The 17,810-nt window shown below is 73.4% G+C and carries 13 protein-coding genes; 4 read left to right on the top strand and 9 right to left on the bottom strand.

Translation table 11 applies throughout. The annotated features are described in order from the left end of the window. Nucleotides 1–124: 124 nt before the first annotated feature. The 6 genes from ACIG47_RS02185 to ACIG47_RS02160 all read right to left on the bottom strand — a co-directional run bounded on the left by ACIG47_RS02185 (nt 125) and on the right by ACIG47_RS02160 (nt 7,894). Nucleotides 125–802 carry a hypothetical protein gene (locus ACIG47_RS02185; RefSeq protein ID WP_397429419.1) on the bottom strand — a complete coding sequence of 226 codons (678 nt, stop codon included), beginning with the start codon at nt 800–802 and terminating at the stop codon, nt 125–127. A 90-nt stretch (nt 803–892) separates the two neighbouring features. Next, nucleotides 893–2,023, bottom strand: a complete 1,131-nt coding sequence (locus ACIG47_RS02180) for a hypothetical protein (RefSeq protein ID WP_397429418.1) — start codon at nt 2,021–2,023, stop codon at nt 893–895. Continuing rightward, nucleotides 2,020–2,655: an RNA polymerase sigma factor gene (locus tag ACIG47_RS02175; protein ID WP_397429417.1), complete on the bottom strand. Its 636-nt coding sequence runs from the start codon at nt 2,653–2,655 to the stop codon at nt 2,020–2,022. The genes ACIG47_RS02180 and ACIG47_RS02175 overlap by 4 nt, the downstream gene beginning before the upstream one ends. Nucleotides 2,656–2,750: 95 nt before the next feature. After that, the gene (locus tag ACIG47_RS02170) at nt 2,751–5,408 is read right to left on the bottom strand and encodes a dipeptide ABC transporter ATP-binding protein (RefSeq protein WP_397429416.1); all 2,658 of its coding nucleotides are present in this window, start codon (nt 5,406–5,408) and stop codon (nt 2,751–2,753) included. Continuing rightward, nucleotides 5,405–6,352 (bottom strand): ABC transporter permease, encoded by a 948-nt coding sequence (locus ACIG47_RS02165; protein ID WP_397429415.1) that lies wholly within the window; start codon nt 6,350–6,352, stop codon nt 5,405–5,407. The genes ACIG47_RS02170 and ACIG47_RS02165 overlap by 4 nt, the downstream gene beginning before the upstream one ends. A 24-nt stretch (nt 6,353–6,376) precedes the next feature. Beyond that, a complete protein-coding gene (locus tag ACIG47_RS02160) occupies nt 6,377–7,894 on the bottom strand; it encodes an ABC transporter substrate-binding protein (protein WP_397429414.1) in 1,518 nt (505 codons plus the stop codon). Nucleotides 7,895–7,990: 96 nt separating this feature from the next. Here ACIG47_RS02160 and ACIG47_RS02155 point away from each other — a divergent pair, with 96 nt between their 5' ends. Both ACIG47_RS02155 and ACIG47_RS02150 read left to right on the top strand, forming a co-directional pair. Beyond that, nucleotides 7,991–8,815: an exodeoxyribonuclease III gene (locus tag ACIG47_RS02155; RefSeq protein WP_397429413.1), complete on the top strand. Its 825-nt coding sequence runs from the start codon at nt 7,991–7,993 to the stop codon at nt 8,813–8,815. A gap of 146 nt (nt 8,816–8,961) precedes the next feature. Further along, entirely contained in the window at nt 8,962–10,812 is a 1,851-nt protein-coding gene (locus ACIG47_RS02150; RefSeq protein ID WP_397429412.1) for a septum formation family protein, read from the top strand. Here the strand turns inward: ACIG47_RS02150 and ACIG47_RS02145 are convergent. Together ACIG47_RS02145 and clpB are read right to left on the bottom strand one after the other, a co-directional pair. Next, nucleotides 10,790–11,836: an ArsR/SmtB family transcription factor gene (locus ACIG47_RS02145; RefSeq protein WP_397429411.1), complete on the bottom strand. Its 1,047-nt coding sequence runs from the start codon at nt 11,834–11,836 to the stop codon at nt 10,790–10,792. The two genes, ACIG47_RS02150 and ACIG47_RS02145, sit on opposite strands and share 23 nt — an antisense overlap. A 204-nt stretch (nt 11,837–12,040) precedes the next feature. Beyond that, nucleotides 12,041–14,650 (bottom strand): ATP-dependent chaperone ClpB, encoded by a 2,610-nt coding sequence (gene clpB, locus ACIG47_RS02140; RefSeq protein WP_397429410.1) that lies wholly within the window; start codon nt 14,648–14,650, stop codon nt 12,041–12,043. A 125-nt stretch (nt 14,651–14,775) separates the two neighbouring features. On the opposite strand from clpB, the gene cpt reads away from it, so the two are divergent. Next, nucleotides 14,776–15,333 (top strand): chloramphenicol phosphotransferase CPT, encoded by a 558-nt coding sequence (cpt, locus tag ACIG47_RS02135; RefSeq protein WP_397429409.1) that lies wholly within the window; start codon nt 14,776–14,778, stop codon nt 15,331–15,333. Beyond that, nucleotides 15,317–16,117, top strand: coding sequence for a sulfite exporter TauE/SafE family protein (locus ACIG47_RS02130; RefSeq protein WP_397429408.1), 801 nt, complete (start codon nt 15,317–15,319; stop codon nt 16,115–16,117). The genes cpt and ACIG47_RS02130 overlap by 17 nt, the downstream gene beginning before the upstream one ends. Before the next feature lie 88 nt (nt 16,118–16,205). Here ACIG47_RS02130 and ACIG47_RS02125 read toward each other — a convergent pair whose 3' ends face one another. After that, nucleotides 16,206–17,789 (bottom strand): alpha/beta hydrolase, encoded by a 1,584-nt coding sequence (locus ACIG47_RS02125; RefSeq protein WP_397429407.1) that lies wholly within the window; start codon nt 17,787–17,789, stop codon nt 16,206–16,208. Nucleotides 17,790–17,810: the final 21 nt, after the last annotated feature.

Below are 17,810 nucleotides of genomic sequence, written 5' to 3'. Positions count from 1 at the left end.
CGAGGGATCGCGCCAGGGGGTCGCCGGGTCGGCGACCGCTCAGCGGCGACAGCAGGAACAGAAGAAGGTGCTCACGATGCGAGACACGCTAGCACCCGGGTGGCACCCCGGCACAGGCCCGCGCTCAGTCGGTGACGGCGTCACGCAGGAAGCGGACGACGCGGCGCGCCCGGAACATCAGGGCGTAGCCGATGGCGATCACGTGCCCCACCACGCGCATCGTCTCGTTGACGGCGCCCTCCAGCAGGGTGTCCTCGTCGTCGACCACGCCGTCACGGGCCGACCGCAGGCTGAGGATGCGGGCCCGGTCGTCGGGACCGAGCTCCTCCAGGAGCTTCGGCACCGTGGACAGCGACTCCGCGAAGGGGGCGTTGCGCCGGAGCACGGGCTTGATGATGTCCTCGGGCTCGAGGAACTTGCCGGCGATGATCACCACCGCGACGATCGACCGCCGTCGGGCGTACTCCGCGAGGACGGCGCCCGCGCCGGCGGACGCACCCATGAGCGCGACCCGCTCGCCGCGCCGCTCGCACTGCTCCACCAAGGCGTCCAACCGGTCCAGGCGTTCCTGGAACGTCGCGTCCGACGACCAGCGGACCCGGAACATCGTGGTGCGCACGCCGAGGGCCCGCCACGTGCGCAGCGCCTCGCGCTGGAGGTGCACCAGGGGCGGCAGTCGGTCGCCGAGACCGGGTACGAAGATCACCCGGATCGGGCTCTTGCCGGTGCGCGCCGTGCCGGCGACGGTCCCGCCGGCCTGCGCGGGGAGGTCGCTGTCGCCACTGATGAGGTGCTCGGTCATCTCGCGCAGGAGGCTACACCGGTGCGTGCCCCGGTCCGGTCCCGGACCGCAGGTACGATCCGGGACCGACGCGTGCGCCCGTGCCGGAGATCACCGGCCCAGGTACGGCCTGAGCTCGGGGTCGTCGAGGGCGATCGGCTCCACGCTCCGGGCACGGGCCTTGAGCAGCTCCAGGTCGGCGTCGGCGTCCAGGAGCCAGAAGCGCGCCCCGTCCTCGACCCAGCGCAGGCTCGGGGGATTGGCCGACAGGCCAGGGATGCCCGGGCTGTACAGCGCGACACGACCGTCGAACTCGACCGCCGTGTAGTCCCGACCGTCCGCGAGCCCTGCCTCGATCGGGGCCGTGACCGGCCACGTCACCCAGAGGTAGGAGCTGACGTCGTCGTGCCGCATGCGCCACAGGTACACGGTGGTACCGGGGTCCACCTCCGGTGTCTCGACCCGCTCGAGACCGTGGGGCACCGGTCCGGTCACCGCGCCGTCCTCGGCGAAGTCCAGGCTCTGCAGGATGGTCCGGAGCTCCTCGGCCGACACGCCGCCTGCCGTGGCCGACCAGGAGCGACCGTGCCCGTCGGTCCAGGTCACGAAATGGTCGCCGCCTCCGACCGTGCCTATTGACGCCTCGGCCAGGGAGATGTCCGCGTCCGGAGGTACCGCGTTCGGGTGTCGTGAGTAGACGACGACGGCGCGGTCGTCCTCGACATCGGCGAACGCCAGGGCGGCCACCTCTCCCGCGCACCGCACGGGCGCGCTCTGGAGCGTCGGGGCGGCAGTCACCGGGACGTCGGGAAGCCGCCATCCGTGGTCGATCAGGCCCGGCCACTGCGCCGAGGGGACAGGCGGCGTAGCGTCCAGCACCTCGTTCCGGTCGTCACATCCCCTTGTTCCGCCGTCAGGTGTCGTGGACGGTGCCGGGGTCGGGGACCTCGACGGCTCCGGCACGCCGACCTGCGCAGGGCGAGAGGCGTCCCCGAGCAGCGTGGCCCCCAGCGCACCCGTGCCGAGCAGCAGCACGCCTGCCGTGAGCGCGACGAGCACCCGACCGGCACCGACACCGCGACGCGGGTTCCGGCCGGCGAGGTGCTTCCGGCCGCCGACCCGGACGGCCGCCCCGGCACGTAACCCCCGCTCGAACGCCGCCCGCGCGACCTCGAGACCGGTGACGTCCACGGGACCACCTGGGGCGAGATCGTGCAGGTCGTCGTACATGGTGCGGTTCATCGGATCCTCCTCACGGCACGGTCGTGCGCCTGATCGTTCGCCCGGTCGTCCACAGGGCCGGCGCCGGGTGTGGACGAGGTGCGGGCCGTGCCCGGCCGGATGAGGCCCGCAACGCCGTCGGCCCCGGACTCCAGCCGGCGACGCGCCCGCGACAGCCGCATCTTGAACGCCGCGACGGAGCAGCCGGCCACCCGCGCCGCGTCGGCGGGCGCGAGCCCGTCCCACCCCGTCAGCAGGAGCGCCTCACGGTCCTTCGGCGCGAGGCGGACCAGTGCCGCGATCATCGCCTCGCGCTGCCCGACGGTGACCCCGGTGTCCTCGGCAGCCCGGGTGACCCTCTCCAGACGGACGAGCTCCATCTCGGCCGCGCTGCGCCGTCGGGCGGCGCGACGTTGGTTGTGCACCACGTTGCGGGCCACCACCAGGAGCCACGGCAACGGGTCACCCGGCAGGTCCGCGAGACGCCGCCACGCGACGAGGAAGGTCTCGGAGACCACCTCCTGCGCGTCGTGCGGGTCGACGTGGCGCAGGGCGTAAGCCTGGACGCGCCAGGCGTACGCGCGCCAGAGGTCCATGATCCTGTCCTCGTCCGGCGGACGATCGCCGTCGGGCAGGCTTCGTAAGGTCGTCACGTCTCGGAATGTCCGCTCGGGCGTCGGGGTAACAGGTGCACGACCATCTCGTCCGGGCGAGCCGCACGAGGATCCGGCGGTCGCAGCGCGAGCGGTCAGCGCAGGAGGACCGGCGTCGCCTCGCGCAGCCGCCGCGTGTACTCCTGCCGCGGGTCGTCATAGACCTGCGCCGTCGGGCCCTGCTCCACGATCAGGCCGTCGTGCAGCACCGCGACGTGGTCGCAGACGTGCCGGACCACGCCCAGGTCGTGCGAGACCAGCAGCAGCGTCAGGGCGTGCTCGTCAGCGAGCCGGGCGAGCAGGTCCAGCACCTGCCGGCGGACGGACACGTCGAGCGCGCTGACCGGCTCGTCCGCCACGAGGACACGGGGACGGCACACCAGGGCGCGCGCGATGGCGATGCGCTGCCGCTGCCCGCCCGAGAACTGGTGCGGGTAGCGGCCCGCCGCGTCGAGCGGCAGGCCGACGGCGTCCAGCATCTCCCGGACGGCGTCGCGCCGGGCCGACGCGGCCCGCGGGCCGCCCTCACGGATGTTCGCCGGGTTGAGCAGCGGCTCGGCCACGATGTCGCCCACGGTCATCCGGGGGTCGAGCGACGCGTACGGGTCCTGGAAGACGACCTGGAGGGCGGCACGCAGGCCGCCGAGGTCACGCGGCCGGGCCGGGCTCAGCTCGACGCCGGTGGTCACGACCCGGCCCGACGTCGCCCGGTCCAGCCCCGCGACGATCCGCAGCAGCGTGGACTTGCCCGAGCCGGACTCGCCGACCAGGCCGAACCGCTGCCCCGCGGCCACCTCCAGCGAGACCTCGCGCAGCGCCGCGACCTCCTGGCCCCGGCCCCGGTAGACCCGCGTCACGTCCTGGACCTGGACCACCGCGGCCGGGGCAGGGGCCACCACGGCCGAGGCAGGGGCCGTCGCGGCCCCGTCGGAGCCTCCCGTGATCGGGACACCATCGGATCCGGTCCCCTCCGGGGTTCCGGCCGCCCGCACCTCGACACGCCCGCGAGCGGCCGGCCCCGGCAACGGCTCCAGGACCGACGCCGCCAGCAGGCGCCGCGTGTACTCGTGCCGGGGGTTCGCGAAGACCTCGGCGACCGGCCCCTCCTCGACCACCACGCCGTCGAGCAGCACCACCACGCGCTCGCACACCTGGGACACGACGGCCAGGTCGTGCGTGATGAACAACAGCCCGGCACCGCGCTCGCGGACCAGCCGCACCATGAGGTCCAGCACCTGGCGCTGCACGGTCACGTCGAGGGCGGTCGTCGGTTCGTCCGCCACGAGCACCGGCGGGTCGTTGGCCAGCGCCATCGCCAGCACCACCCGCTGCCGCTGGCCCCCGGACAGCTCGTGCGGGTAACGACGGGCGGCGCCGTCGGGCAGACCCACCTCCGCGAGGAGCGCGGCGGCCCGCTGCGCGGCGGCCGCGCCGGACGTACCGTGCACCGTCATGACCTCGGCCACCTGCCGGCCCACGCGCACGAGCGGGTCGAGGGCCGTCATCGGCTCCTGGAACACCATGGAGATCTCCCGGCCGCGCAGCCGGGCGAGGTCCCGCTCGCCCCGGTCCAGGAGGTTCCCGTCCACGCCGGCGAGGCCGACGTGCCCGGACGCGGTGACGCCGTCGGGCAGCAGACCGAGCGCCGCGAGCGCCGTCATCGTCTTGCCCGAGCCGGACTCCCCGATCAGGCCGACGCGCTCGCCCGGGGCCACACGCACCGAGAGGTCGTCCAGGAGGGTGCGGCCGCCGTGGGTGCGGACGGTGAGGTGGCGCAGGTCGAGGGCGGCGGGTGCGCCGCCCTCCACGGGGGCGCGGTCCGGGCCCGGCCCGGACGGGATGCCGGGAGAAGGCTCGGCTGAGGCGCCGGCCTGTCCGACGGCGGCGAGGCGCGGGTCGAACACGTCGCGCAGCCCGTCGCCCAGCAGGTTGAACCCGAGCACCGCGACCGCCACGGCCACGCCGGGCACGATCGCGAGATGGTCGGCCACGCCGAGGAACTGCTGGGACTCCTGCAGCATGCGGCCCCACGACGGCGTGGGCGGGGGCGTGCCCAGGCCGAGGAACGACAGCCCGGCCTCGGCGAGCACGGCGACGGCGAAGTTGACGGAGCACTGCACCAGCACGGTGCCCGCGATGTTGGGCAGCACGTGCCGCCGCGCGATCGCGAGCTCGCCGCGGTTGGCGGCCCGGGCGGCGAGCACGTAGTCGGAGCGCATCACCTGGAGGGTGCCGCTGCGGGCCACGCGCGCGAACGCGGGGATCGAGCCGATGCCGAGCGCGACCATGGCGGTCACGGTGCCCGCACCGTAGACGGCACCCAGCACGATGGCGAGCAGCAGCCCCGGGAACGCGAGCAGGATGTCGCTGCCGCGCATGAGCAGGGCACCGAGCCGCCCGCGGCGCATGCCCGCCAGCACGCCGAGGGGTACGCCGGCCACTGCAGCGATGCCAACGGCGACCACCCCCACCAGCAGGGTGATCTGCGCGCCGGCCATCACCTGCGAGAACACGTCGCGGCCGAAGCGGTCGGTGCCCAACCAGTGCTCGGCGCCGGGCGGCAGCAGGCGTTCGCCGCCCGCGTGCTCCGGGTCGTAGGGGGTCCAGACGAGGGACACGAGCGCGGTGACCAGCACGAGCCCGACCAGCACCGCGCCGATGACGAGCTGGGGGTGCACCCGGCGCCGGCGGCGCGGCACGTCCGTGAGCGGCGGCGCGGTGCCGGCGGCGGCGACGGTGCGCGGATCGGTCATGACGCCCTCCGCAGCCGCGGGTCCAGCAGGGTGTAGGCGAGGTCGACCAGGAAGTTCAGCAGCACCACCAGGACCACGAGCACCGCCACGATCGACTGCACGGCGAGCAGGTCACGGTTGCCCACGGAGTCCAGCAGGAGGCTGCCGAGGCCCGGCACGGCGAACACCCGCTCGATCACGACGGCGCCGATCAGCATCGACGCGATCTGCACGCCCACCACGGTCACGATCGGCACGCCGGCGTTGCGCAGCCCGTGGCGCACCAGGGCCCCGGCGAAGGTGAGCCCCGTGGCCCGGGCGGTGCGCAGGAAGTCCTCGCGCATGATCTCCAGCACGGCGCTGCGCACGTAGCGCGTGATGATCGCGGCCTGCACGGACCCCAGGGCGACGGCCGGCAGCAGCACGTGGCGCCAGAACTCGCCGAGGCCGTCGGCGGGTGCCGTCCACCCGCCCGACGGCAGCCAGCCCAGCCGCACCGCGAACAGCGACACGAGCAGCACCCCGACGAGGAAGTTCGGCACGGCCACACCGACCTGGCTGACGGCGGACAGCGCGACGCCGCCCGCGTTCCGGTGCCAGACGGCGGCCAGCGTGCCGAGCGGTACCGCCACCACGAGGGCGATCAGCATGCCGAGCAGCACCAGGACGCCGGTGACCTGGACGCGGTCGGCGACCAGCGGCGTGAGGTCCTGCGACGTCACATAGCTCGTACCGAGGTCCCCGGTGAACAGCCCGCCCATCCACTCCAGGTACTGGACGAGCAGCGACCCGTCCGTCCCGTGCTCGGCGCGCCAGGCCGCGAGAGCTTCCGGGGACGCCTCGATGCCGAGCGCGACGACGGCGGGGTCGCCGGGCAGCACCCGCAGCAGCACGAAGATCGCCGCCGTCGCCACCAGGAGCGTGGCGACGAGCTGGGCGGCGTGCGAGGCGAGGTGTCTGAGCACGGGCGGTGGCGGCGTCGGGCCCGGTCAGTCGGACCAGCGCAGGCCGGTCAGGTCCATGGACTCCGTGGTGGCGTTCGCGGCGATGCCCGTCAGGGCGGCGTCGGCCACCACCGTGTTGGGGAAGAGGAACAGCGGGTCGCTCGCGGCGTCGTCCACGATCATCCGGGCCACCTCCTGCATGCCCGCGACGTACTGGTCCGGGCTGCCCTCGTCGGCCTGCTCGGCGACCTGTGCGACCTGCGGGTTGTCGTAGCCGATGTAGTAGTCGGGGTCGCCGAAGATCGTCAGCATGTCCCGGGCCTCGGTGTGGAGGATCACCGACATCTGGTAGTCGTGCTCGGTGAACACCTTGTCCAGCCAGACGGCGGGGAACTCCGCGGGGACGATGGTCGCGTCGATGCCGACGTCCGCGAGCTGCGACACCACCACCTGGGCCACGGCCTCCGCGTAGGGGCGGGTCGGTACGTCGAAGGTGATGCTCAGGTCCTCGACGCCGGCCTCGGCCAGGAGCTCGCGGGCGCGGTCCGGGTCGTACGGGTAGGCGTCGGTCAGGTCCTGGTAGTAGGGGTCGGTCGGCGGCACCATCGAGCCGATGAGCTCGCCGTGGCCCGCCCACGCCGTGTCGAGCACGGCCTGGCGGTCGATCGCGTACATGACGGCGCGGCGCACCCGGAGGTCGTCGAAGGGCGGCTCGGCGTTGTTCAGGGCCAGCAGGACCTCGCCGGTCGAGGTGCCGTCGACGACCTGCAGGCGGTCGTCCTGCTCCAGGCCGGCCAGCAGGTCGGGCGCCTGCATGTTGTACGCCATGTCGACGTCGCCGGCGCGCACCGCGTTGGCCTGCGCGTTCGCGTCGGCGAAGTAGCGGACGGTCACCTCGCTGATCGCGGGGGCCTCGCCCCAGTAGTCGTCGCGGGCGGCGAGCGTGACGTGCTCGCCGGTCGCGACCTCCGTCACGGTGTACGGGCCGGTGCCGACCGCCTCGGTGGCCAGGTCCGCGGGCAGGTCGTCCGGGAACATCGCGCCGACCGACGTGCCCATGTCGAACAGCCACGCGTTGCTCGGGTGCCGCAGGGTGACGACGACCTCGGTGTCGCTGGTCGCCTCGGCGCTCTCGACGACGTCCATCTTGGACTTCAGGCTCAGCGTCCAGTCGTCCTGCACGCGGGCGATCGACGAGACGACGTCGTCGGCGGTGAAGGCGGAGCCGTCGGAGAACGTGACGCCGTCGTGCAGCGTGAACGTGTAGACGGTGCGGTCCCCGCTGACCTCCCACGACTCGGCGAGCTGCGGCTGCACCTCGCCCTCCTGGTCGATGGTCACCAGGCCCTCGTACACGTTGTTCATCAGGAGCTGCGGGATGGCCGAGCCCGACGTCGTGGTGAAGTCGAGGTTGGTCGGCTCCCCGGTGAGCCCGACGACGACGTCCGTGCGGGCACCGCCGTCCGCGCCGGAGGAGCTGCCGGCGGAGCACGCCGCGACCAGGGCCGTTGACGTGAGGACGACGACGGCGCCGAGGGCGCGACGCCCGCTGAGGATCTGCACGCGACCAGCCTAGTCGGGGTGAAACATCTCGATTATCGCCGGTCCGGGAAGTGGGGCCGGGATCACAGCGCGGGGCACCCCACGTACGCTGTCCGGGTGCGCCTCGTGACCTGGAACGTGAACTCCATCCGCACCCGGATCGACCGCGTGCTCGCCTTCCTGGACCGGTCGCAGGCCGACGTGCTGGCGATCCAGGAGACCAAGTGCCGTGACGACCAGTTCCCCGCCGCGGCGTTCGAGGCCGCGGGGTACGAGGTCGCGCACTTCGGGCTCTCGCAGTGGAACGGCGTGGCCATCGCGTCGCGCGTCGGGCTGGACGACGTCGCCACCCGGTTCCCCGGGCAGCCGGGCTTCGCGAAGACGATCACCGCCGACGGCCCGGACGCGCTGCTCGACGTGGATCCGCCGATCGAGGCACGCGCCATCGGTGCGACGTGCGGCGGCGTCCGCGTGTGGAGCCTCTACGTGCCGCACGGCCGGGCGCTGGACGACCCGCACTACGCGTACAAGCTGGCCTGGCTGGAGGCCCTGCGCGAGGCCGCGGTGACGTGGGCGGGGGCGCAGGACGCCGTCGCGCTCATGGGCGACTGGAACGTGATCCCGCTCGACACCGACGTGTACGACGCCACCGCTTTCGCGGGCAAGACCCACGTGTCGCCGCCCGAACGGGCCGCGTTCGACGCCTTCGGCGACGCGGGCTACACCGAGCTGACGCGGAAGTTCCTCCCCGCCGAGCACACGTACACCTACTGGGACTACCAGCAGCTCGCCTTTCCCCGGAACAAGGGCCTGCGGATCGACTTCTGCTGGGCCTCGCCCGCGCTGGCGCCCCGTGCGGCGGGCGCTCTCGTGGACCGTGACGAGCGCAAGGGCAAGGGCGCCTCCGACCACGTGCCGGTGATCGTCGACCTGGCGGACTGACACCGTCCGCGTACGCCCGACGCCCGCCGCGGGTTCCACCCGTGATGAGGAAATCAGCGGGTGAAATTGTCCATATCCCGAGTGCACCCGAACCGGGCATCGTTCCGGTGATCAGGTCGTTGCCGAATATCGGTAAGTTAACCTGCATGACGTCGACGCCCGACCAGTTCCCGGCCTCCACCGAAGCCGCGGGGACCCCCGAGACGGATCCTGTCGAGAAGGCATCCGCGGGGAAGTCGGAGCAGGAGCACGTGACGGACGGCGACGCGGGCACGACGCCGGTGAGCGCCACGGACGAGCGAGCCGAGCCCGCCGCGGACAGCGACGCCGCGGACAGCGACGAGAACGGGCCGGACGAGGCGGTCACGAGCGCGGGCGACACCACGAACGAGCAGGCCGCCGAGGGTGCCGCGCCGGAGCCGGAGCTTTCGGACGACAGGATCGAGACCGCTGACGAGACCGTCGGCGAGACGGTCGACGAGACGACCGGCAAGACGGCTGTCGAGGCCACGGAGCCGGAGGCGTCCCCGGAGGCCACGGCACAGACGGAGCGAGCGGCCACGGGTGGCAGCCCCGGCGGTCGCAGCGAGGCGCCCACCGAGGAGATCAGCGTCGTGCCGCCCGCCTCGCCCGAGGAGGCGACGCCGCCGACCGCCACCCCGCCGAGCAAGACCGCACCCGCGAGCGCCGCACCCGCGGACGCTGCGCACGCCGACGCTGCGCACGCCGGGGACGCTCCAGCCGGTGACGCTCCGGCCGACGGTCCGGGGCCCGCAGACACTCCGGCCCCGACGGAAACGCAGGCCCCGACGGCGCAGGCCGCGGACACCCCGGCCCCCGGCACGACCGAGCCCGCGTCACCTGAGGAGCACGAGAAGCCCGAGGAGCCCGAGGAGCCCGCACCGGCTACGGCCTCGGACGCGGAGAACGCACGGTCCACGACGTCCGTGGCCCCGATCACCGACGCCGACCTCGACTTCAAGGCGCTGTCGTTCGCGGCGATCGCCGAGGCGCACAAGAAGGCGCTCGGGCCGCGCACCGTGGTCGGCGAGGTCAGCACGGACCGCAACCGGGAGCCAGGGGCAGGCGCCGAGGACACGTCGGCCGCGACCCCGGCGGACCCGCCTGCCGACGGCGCGGAGACCGAGCAGGCAGACGTCGAGCAGGCGGAGTCCGAGCAGGCCGCCGTCGAGCACACGAGCGTCGAGCACACTGCCCCGTCCCAGGCCGTCGATGACGCCGAGGCGACCGGCACACCGGACCTGTTCGCCGCGCCCACCACGCACACCCCGCCGACCGCCGCCCCACCGAGCCCGTTCCCGACCCCCGCGGCACCCGTGCAGCACCACCCGGGAGCGTCGGCGCAGCCCACCGCCCCGCAGCAGCCGCCGTCGCCGTTCCCGGCGGCACCCGGGAACGCGGCGCACGGGTTCCCCGCAGTGCACGACTACGCTCCCGAGGCCACGTACGCGGGCTGGCGTCCGGCCACGCCCGCCGACGAGTCCGCCAAGCGCCGCCGCTATGCCCTGGTCGGGGGCGCCGTGGTCGCGGTGATCGCGGTGGTGGCGGTGGTCGCCGTCGTCGTGAACATGGTGGCCCGGCAGCAGTGGGAGCCGATCGAGGCGATGATCGCCGAGCCCCGCGAGGTGCACCCGCTCCAGCTCGTGCTCGGGTCCTGCGTGGAGACCGTCCCCGACGACGGTGAGGTCTCCGAGGTGCTCGCGGTGCCCTGCGACGAGCCGCACACGGCACAGGTCGTCGGGCGCACCGACTTCGCGGACGCCGCCGTCTGGCCGGGACGCGACGAGGTGGACAAGCGCGTGGCCCAGGTGTGCGGCACCAAGCAGCTCGGACCGGTCGCGCGGAACAGCCCGGTCGTGAACACCGTGCGGTACGTGGTCTGGGGCCCGAGCGAGGCGTCGTGGGACGACGGCGACCGGGTCGGGTTGTGCCTCGCGGCCACCGCGGACCCGATCACGCAGGATCTGCTGCAGTGACCGCCTGGCGCGGCGGCAGCAGCAGCGCGGGCGCCGCCGGGCTCTGACCGACGCAACCGTCGAGCAGGGTCTGCCCCAGCGGGGTCGGCGCGTGGATCACGGAGTTGCGCTCCCGCCCGGACGCGACCAGCCCTGCGTTGCGCAGCACGGTCGCGTGCTCCGACGCGGAGGCCGGCGAGATCGCGAGCCGCTGGGCGATCTCACTGGTCGTGGCCCCGGTACCGAGCGCGCGCAGCACGGACGCCCGGGTCCGGCCGAGCAGCGCGGTGAGCTGACGGCCGCCGCCGGACGCCGCCTCCAGGCCGTGCTCCGGCACCGCGTGCTCGTGCACGATCGGGTAGAGCAGCACGGGCGGCAGCTCCGGGTCGGCCAGCGTGATCGGGGCACGGAGGCAGAAGTACGACGGGATGATCAGCAGGCCGCGGCCGGCCAGGTCGACGTCCCGCTCCGCCGCCGTCACCACGGACAGGACCGGGTGCTCCCACCGCACCGAGGGGTGCAGGGTCCGCAGGGCCTGCTCGGTACCGCCCTCCACCCAGGCCCGGGTCCGGGCGGCCCGGTCGAGGTCGACGGCGGCGCGGATCCCGCTCCAGTAGGGCCCGATCGCCTGCTCGTAGTAGGCCCGCATCGCGACGCCGAGCCCGCGGACGGCCGGCGCGGACCCGGACGCGAGGTCGCGCATCCACAGGTGCGGCCGGGTCCCGCGCGTCAGCCGCGCCAGGTCGGTGCCGAGCCGGGACCGGGAGGTCGAGAGCACGGCGTCGAGGCCCGTCTCGAAGTCGTCCGTGCCGGTGAGCGGCGTGAGGAAGTCCGGCGAGTAGCCGCGCGGCGGTGCCAGGCGCAGCAACATCCTGGCTGCGGGCGGCAGACCCGACAGCACCCGCCCGCGCCAGGCCGCGAACATCGGCACGCTCGGGCGCTGGTTCACCACGTGGGCGCTGAGCAACACCTCCCACATGGGGTCCGGGCCCGGTGCTATCCGGACCCGGGCAAGATCGTCCGACGTGAAGTGGAACCGCAGCATCAGGCCCTCCCTGACCGTCCGCCTCTCCCCGTGGCCCCCGTTGGCTCGCCCCCCCGCGGCCCCTGACGTGCGGGACCCCGGTACGCGACGCGCCATGCACCGATTCACCCGCACTCAGAGGGACGCGCGGGTGAACCGGTACTGGTCGGCCAGGCCCACACCTTCACAACACCGTCACACGGGACGCGGTTCCGGGCGCTCGGGTCAGACGGTCTGGGGCTGCCTGCCGAGGGTCAGCCCCTCGCCCTCCCCGCGGTCCACGACCACCGCGTCCCCGTCGGACACCTCGCCCGAGAGCAGCAGCCGTGCGAGGCGGTCGCCGATCTCGCGCTGCACCAGGCGGCGCAGCGGCCGGGCACCGTAGGCGGGGTCGAAGCCCTCCAGGGCGAGCCACTCGCGGGCGGCCGGCGTCACGTCCAGCGTGATGCGCCGGTCACCGAGCCGCGTGGCGAACGCGTCCACCTGCAGGTCCACGATGCTGCCCAGCTCGTCGAGCGTCAGGGCGTCGAAGACCACGACGTCGTCCAGCCGGTTGAGGAACTCCGGCTTGAACGCCGCGCGCACGGCCGTCATGACGGACTCGCGCCGCTCCTCGTCCGACAGCATCGGTTCCACGAGGAACTGCGAACCGAGGTTGGAGGTCAGCACCAGGATGGTGTTGCGGAAGTCCACGGTGCGGCCCTGGCCGTCCGTCAGGCGCCCGTCGTCGAGCACCTGGAGCAGGATGTCGAAGACCTCGGGGTGCGCCTTCTCCACCTCGTCCAGCAGCACCACCGTGTAGGGCCGCCGCCGCACGGCCTCGGTGAGCTGACCGCCCTCCTCGTACCCGACGTACCCCGGAGGGGCACCGACGAGGCGGGCCACGGAGTGCTTCTCCCCGTACTCGGACATGTCGATGCGCACCATGGCGCGCTCGTCGTCGAACAGGAAGTCCGCCAGCGCCTTGGCGAGCTCCGTCTTGCCCACGCCCGTGGGGCCGAGGAACAGGAAGGATCCCGTGGGCCGGTCGGGGTCGGCGACGCCCGCCCGGGTGCGCCGCACGGCGTCGGACACCGCGGACACCGCGGCCTTCTGACCGATGAGGCGCTGCCCGAGCACCTCCTCCATGTGCAGGAGCTTCTCGGACTCGCCCTGGAGCAGGCGCCCGGCGGGGATGCCGGTCCACGCCGCGACGACCTCCGCGATCTCGTCGGCACCGACCTTGTCCGCGATCATCGGCTGGTCCGGGGACGGCAGGCTCTCGACCTCGGACTCCTCCTGCTCGGCCGCGGCGAGCTGCTTCTCGACCCCCGGGATCTCGCCGTACTGGATCCGGGCGGCGCCCTCGAGGTCGCCCTCGCGGAGCTTGCGCTCGGCGTCGGTCCGCAGCTCGTCGAGGCGCGCGCGCAGGTCACCGACCCGGTTGTGGCCCGCCTTCTCGGACTCCCAGCGCGCGGTGAGCGCGGCCAGGGCCTCCCGGCGGTCGGCCAGGTCGGCGCGGAGGCGCTCCAGCCGGTCCTTCGACGCCGCGTCCTCCGACTCGGACAGGACCACCTCCTCCATCTCCAGCCGCGTGACGGCACGCTGCAGCTCGTCGATCTCCACCGGGGACGAGTCGAGCTCCATGCGCAGGCGCGACGCCGCCTCGTCGACCAGGTCGATCGCCTTGTCCGGAAGCTGCCGCCCGGAGATGTACCGGTCGGAGAGCGTGGCCGCGGCCACGAGCGCCGAGTCGGCGATCGTCACCTTGTGGTGCGCCTCGTAGCGCTCCTTGAGCCCACGCAGGATCGCCACCGTGTCCTCGACCGACGGCTCGCCGACGAAGACCTGCTGGAAGCGCCGCTCCAGGGCCGGGTCCTTCTCGATGTGCTCGCGGTACTCGTCGAGGGTCGTGGCGCCCACGAGACGCAGCTCGCCGCGCGCCAGCATCGGCTTGAGCATGTTGCCGGCGTCCATGGCACCCTCGCCGCCGGCTCCCGCGCCGACCACCGTGTGCAGCTCGTCGATGAAGGTGACCACCTCGCCGTCCGACGCCGTGATCTCCTCCAGGACCGCCTTCAGCCGCTCCTCGAACTCGCCCCGGTACTTGGCGCCAGCGACCATGCTCGCCAGGTCCAGCGCGACCAGACGCTTGCCCTTGAGGGACTCGGGCACGTCACCGGCGACGATGCGCTGGGCCAGGCCCTCGACGACGGCGGTCTTGCCGACGCCGGGCTCGCCGATGAGCACCGGGTTGTTCTTGGTGCGGCGGCTGAGCACCTGGATCACGCGGCGGATCTCCGAGTCGCGGCCGATCACCGGGTCCAGCTTGCCGTCCCGGGCCTGCTGGGTCAGGTCCGTGCCGTACTGCTCCAGCGCCTTGTACGTGCCCTCCGGGTTGGGGCTGGTGACCCGCCCGGACCCGCGGACGGCGGGCAGCGCCGCGCGCAGGGCGTCGGCGGTGGCCCCGGCGTCGGACAGGATGCGGGCCGCGGACGACTGGCCGGCCGCCAGCGCGATGAGCAGGTGCTCGGTCGAGACGTACTCGTCGCCCAGCCCCTGGGCCTCCTTGCCCGCCAGGTCGAGCACCGTCGCCAGGGCGCGGCTCGCGCTGGGCTGGGCGGTGCTCGCGCCGCTGGCCTGGGGCAGGGCGACGAGCGCCGCGCGCACCTGCTGTCCGATGGCCTGCGCGTTCGCCCCGACCGCGTCGAGCAGCCCTACGGCCACGCCGTTCTCCTGCTGGAGCAGCGAGGCGAGCAGGTGGACCGGCTCGAGCTGCGGGTTGCCGGCGGCGGACGCCGACTGGATCGCGTCGCCGATCGCCTGCTGCGACATGGTCGTGAACTTGGTGTCCATGAAGCCTCCCGGGGCTGATGACGTGGGCAGGGGTCTGTCCAGGGAACCTGATCAAAGTTGAGTCTATTCCACTCAACTTGGATTTTCACTCTAGCGCGTGCCGCCGACACTCGTAGCGTGATCCCATGAACACCCAGGTCATCGTGCTCAACGGCGGCTCCAGCTCCGGCAAGTCCGCGATCGCACGGAGCCTCCAGGCCGTGCTCCCGGGCGCCTGGCTGTCGCTCAGCATCGACACCCTCGTCGACGCGATGCCCGCACGGCTCACGACCGGCGGCGACGGGATCGGCTTCGCGGACGACGGCGGCGTCGACGTCGGGCACGAGTTCATGGCGCTCCAGGACGCCTGGATCACCGGACTGGTCGCCATGGCGCGCGCCGGAGCGCACGTCGTGGTCGACGACGTCTTCCTCGGGGGCGCCGCCTCCCAGCGCCGCTGGCTCGACGCGCTGGGCGACGTGCCGGCGCTCTGGGTCGGTGTGCGGTGCGACCCGGCCGTCGCCGGCCAGCGCGAGGCGGCACGCGGCGACCGGGTGGCGGGCATGGCCGCGAAGCAGGCCGACGTCGTGCACCAGGGTGTCGCCTACGACCTCGAGGTCGACACCACGGGCACCAGCTCCGTGGACTGTGCGCGGACCATCGCCGCGCACCTGAGATCATCACGAGGTGACCGAGCAGACTGACGACTCCCTGACACCCCCTCGCGCCGCCCTCGTCGGGATCGTCGGAGGCTCCTTCTCGGGACTGTTCGGCCTGGGCGGCGGCATCGTCATGGTGCCGCTCCTGACCTCGCTGGGCGGCCTGACGCAGCGCCGGGCCAGCGCCTACTCGCTGGCCGCGATCCTGCCGGCCGCCATCGTCGGGTCCATCCCGTACCTGACGCACCAGGCCGTGGACCTGGTCGCCGCGGGCCTGCTCGTCGTGGGCTCGGTGATCGGCGCGGTCGTGGGTGCGCGCCTGCTCGCCCGGGTGCCGGAGTCGCTGCTGCGCTGGCTGTTCGTCGGCGTGCTGGTCGCCGGGATCGTGCGGTCGCTGCTCGACGGGTTCGGCGAACCCCCGGAGGTGGACACCGCGGAGGGCCTGCCCAGCCTGCTCGACGGCGCCGGCATGGTGGGCCTCGGCCTCGTCATGGGCGTCGCCTCGGGTCTGCTCGGCATCGGCGGCGGCCAGCTCGCCGTGCCGGGCCTGTCGGCGCTGTTCGACTTCGCGCCCGCCCTGGCCAAGGGCACGTCGCTGGTCGCGATGATCCCCACCGCCGTCTCCGGCACCTGGGTCAACGCACGCAACGGCCTGGTGCACCTGAAGACCGCCGCGCTCATCGGCCTGGTGGCCTCGGCCTTCTCGTTCGGCGGCGCCAGCCTGTCGGTGGTGCTGCCCGACCGGGTCGCGTCGGTCGCGTTCGCCGCGCTGCTCGTCTTCGCCCTGATCCAGCAGGTCCGCAAGGCGCTGGAGAGGCGGCCACACTAGACCCCCCCGTCCTTCGAGACCCGACTTTCTCGGCTCCGGACGATGCCAGAGCGAAGAGAGCCGGGTCCCGAGAGCGGCGGCGAGCCGGTCAGTCCGCCCGGCAGGACTGGTCGCGGCGCGGCATCTCGCCGTCGACCAGGTAGGCCGTCCCGGCGTTCAGGGCGCACGCGTTGCCGCCGATGACGTAGACGCCGTGACCGCTGCCGTCCACGCTCACGAGCCGGGCACGCTCGCCGAACTTCTCCCGGGCCAGCTCGGCGCCCAGGTGCGGCGTCGCCGGGTCACGACGGTTCTGCATGATCAGCACGTTGCGCGGCCCCTCGTCGGTGATCCGCACGGGCGGCTCCACCGGCTCGTTCGACCAGAAGGCACACGGCGTGACGTTGGCGGTCGCCGCACCGTACAGCGGGTATCGCTGACGGTCCTCGGCGACGGCCTCGCGGTACGTGTCGACGTTCTCCGACCAGTCGACGTCGTTGCAGGTCACGGCGAGATAGGCGGACCAGGCGTTGGACGCCGGCCACGGCTCGCCGGCCGCCGTCGCCCCGACGCCGACCGTACCCGCACCGACCGGGCCCGCACCGAACCCGATGTCGGGACGGAAGGTCTCGGCCAGCCGCAGGGCGGCCTCGCCGTCGCCGTTCCGGACCGACTGCCAGGTCTGCGCCAGTCCCGCATAGCTCGACTCGCCGTACAGACCGGCGAAGCTGACGAAGCGGAACAGGGTGCCGTCCAGCCCCTCGACCGGGCTCTGGTCCAGCCGCTCGGCGGTCTCGAAGTAGGTGGCCCGCACCTGCGCCGGCGTCCGGCCCAGACCGTACGCGGCGTGCCGCTTCGCCGCCCACCTGGCGAAGTCCGGGAAGGTCTGCTCCGTCCCGAGGCCGAACCTCCGCAACCCCTCACGGTCGAGCGCGGTGTCGCCGACGTTGCTGTCGATGATCACGCGATCCGAGGTCTCCGGGAACAGCGACGCGTAGGCCGCCCCGAGCGCGGAACCGTAGGAGTAGCCCAGGAAGCTGGCCTTGTCCTCGCCGAGCGCCGCCCGGACCCGGTCCAGGTCACGAGCGATGTTCGCCGTGGTGACGTGCTGCATGTGGCCCTCGGTGTCGTTGCGCGCGCACTGCTCGGCCGCCGACCGGGCGACGTCCGCGTTCACCAGCACTGCGGCGTCGTCGACCGCGTAGGGCGGGACGTTGCTGAAGTACGCGTCGTCCATCGTGAACTTGCAGTCCACCGGGGTGGAGTGCCCCACGCCGCGGGTGTCCATGCCGATCAGGTCGTAGGCGTCCAGCACGCTGTCGGGCATGCCCCGGGACTTCAGGACCGCGGGGAAGTCCAGACCCGCGCTCCCCGGGCCGCCCGGGTTCAGGAGGAGGATCCCCCGGCGCTCGGCCGGGTTCGTGCTCGCCAGCCGGGAGATCATGACGTCGATCTGCTCGCCGTCCGGCTCGGCGTAGTCCAGCGGCACCGACACGGTCGCACAGGTCAGCACGTGCGGCTGCGCCTGCGCGACGACGTCGGCGGGGCACTCGCCCCACTCGACCTGCGCCGCGGGCCCGCCCCCGGTCCCGTCCTGGTCCTCGGCGGCGGCGGGCACCGCGGCCGATGCCCCGACCAGCCCGATCGTGAGCAGCAGGGCCAGTCCCCGGCCCAGCTTCCGTCGTCGTTCCATGGTGTCCAGCCTCTCGGCCTC

Origin of the sequence: Promicromonospora sp. NPDC052451 (assembly GCF_044547525.1) — a bacterium.
Taxonomy (GTDB): Bacteria; Actinomycetota; Actinomycetes; order Actinomycetales; family Cellulomonadaceae; genus Promicromonospora.
This window is presented reverse-complemented; position numbering and strand designations above follow the sequence as displayed.

Excerpts from the sequence above, each read along its gene's own strand:
- ACIG47_RS02180 (WP_397429418.1), bottom strand. The coding sequence starts at position 2,023 with ATGAACCGCACCATGTACGACGACCTGCACGATCTCGCCCCAGGTGGT.
- ACIG47_RS02125 (WP_397429407.1), bottom strand. The coding sequence starts at position 17,789 with ATGGAACGACGACGGAAGCTGGGCCGGGGACTGGCCCTGCTGCTCACG.
- clpB (WP_397429410.1), bottom strand. The coding sequence starts at position 14,650 with ATGGACACCAAGTTCACGACCATGTCGCAGCAGGCGATCGGCGACGCG.
- ACIG47_RS02185 (WP_397429419.1), bottom strand. The coding sequence starts at position 802 with ATGACCGAGCACCTCATCAGTGGCGACAGCGACCTCCCCGCGCAGGCC.
- ACIG47_RS02145 (WP_397429411.1), bottom strand. The coding sequence starts at position 11,836 with ATGCTGCGGTTCCACTTCACGTCGGACGATCTTGCCCGGGTCCGGATA.
- cpt (WP_397429409.1), top strand. The coding sequence starts at position 14,776 with ATGAACACCCAGGTCATCGTGCTCAACGGCGGCTCCAGCTCCGGCAAG.
- ACIG47_RS02150 (WP_397429412.1), top strand. The coding sequence starts at position 8,962 with ATGACGTCGACGCCCGACCAGTTCCCGGCCTCCACCGAAGCCGCGGGG.
- ACIG47_RS02170 (WP_397429416.1), bottom strand. The coding sequence starts at position 5,408 with ATGACCGATCCGCGCACCGTCGCCGCCGCCGGCACCGCGCCGCCGCTC.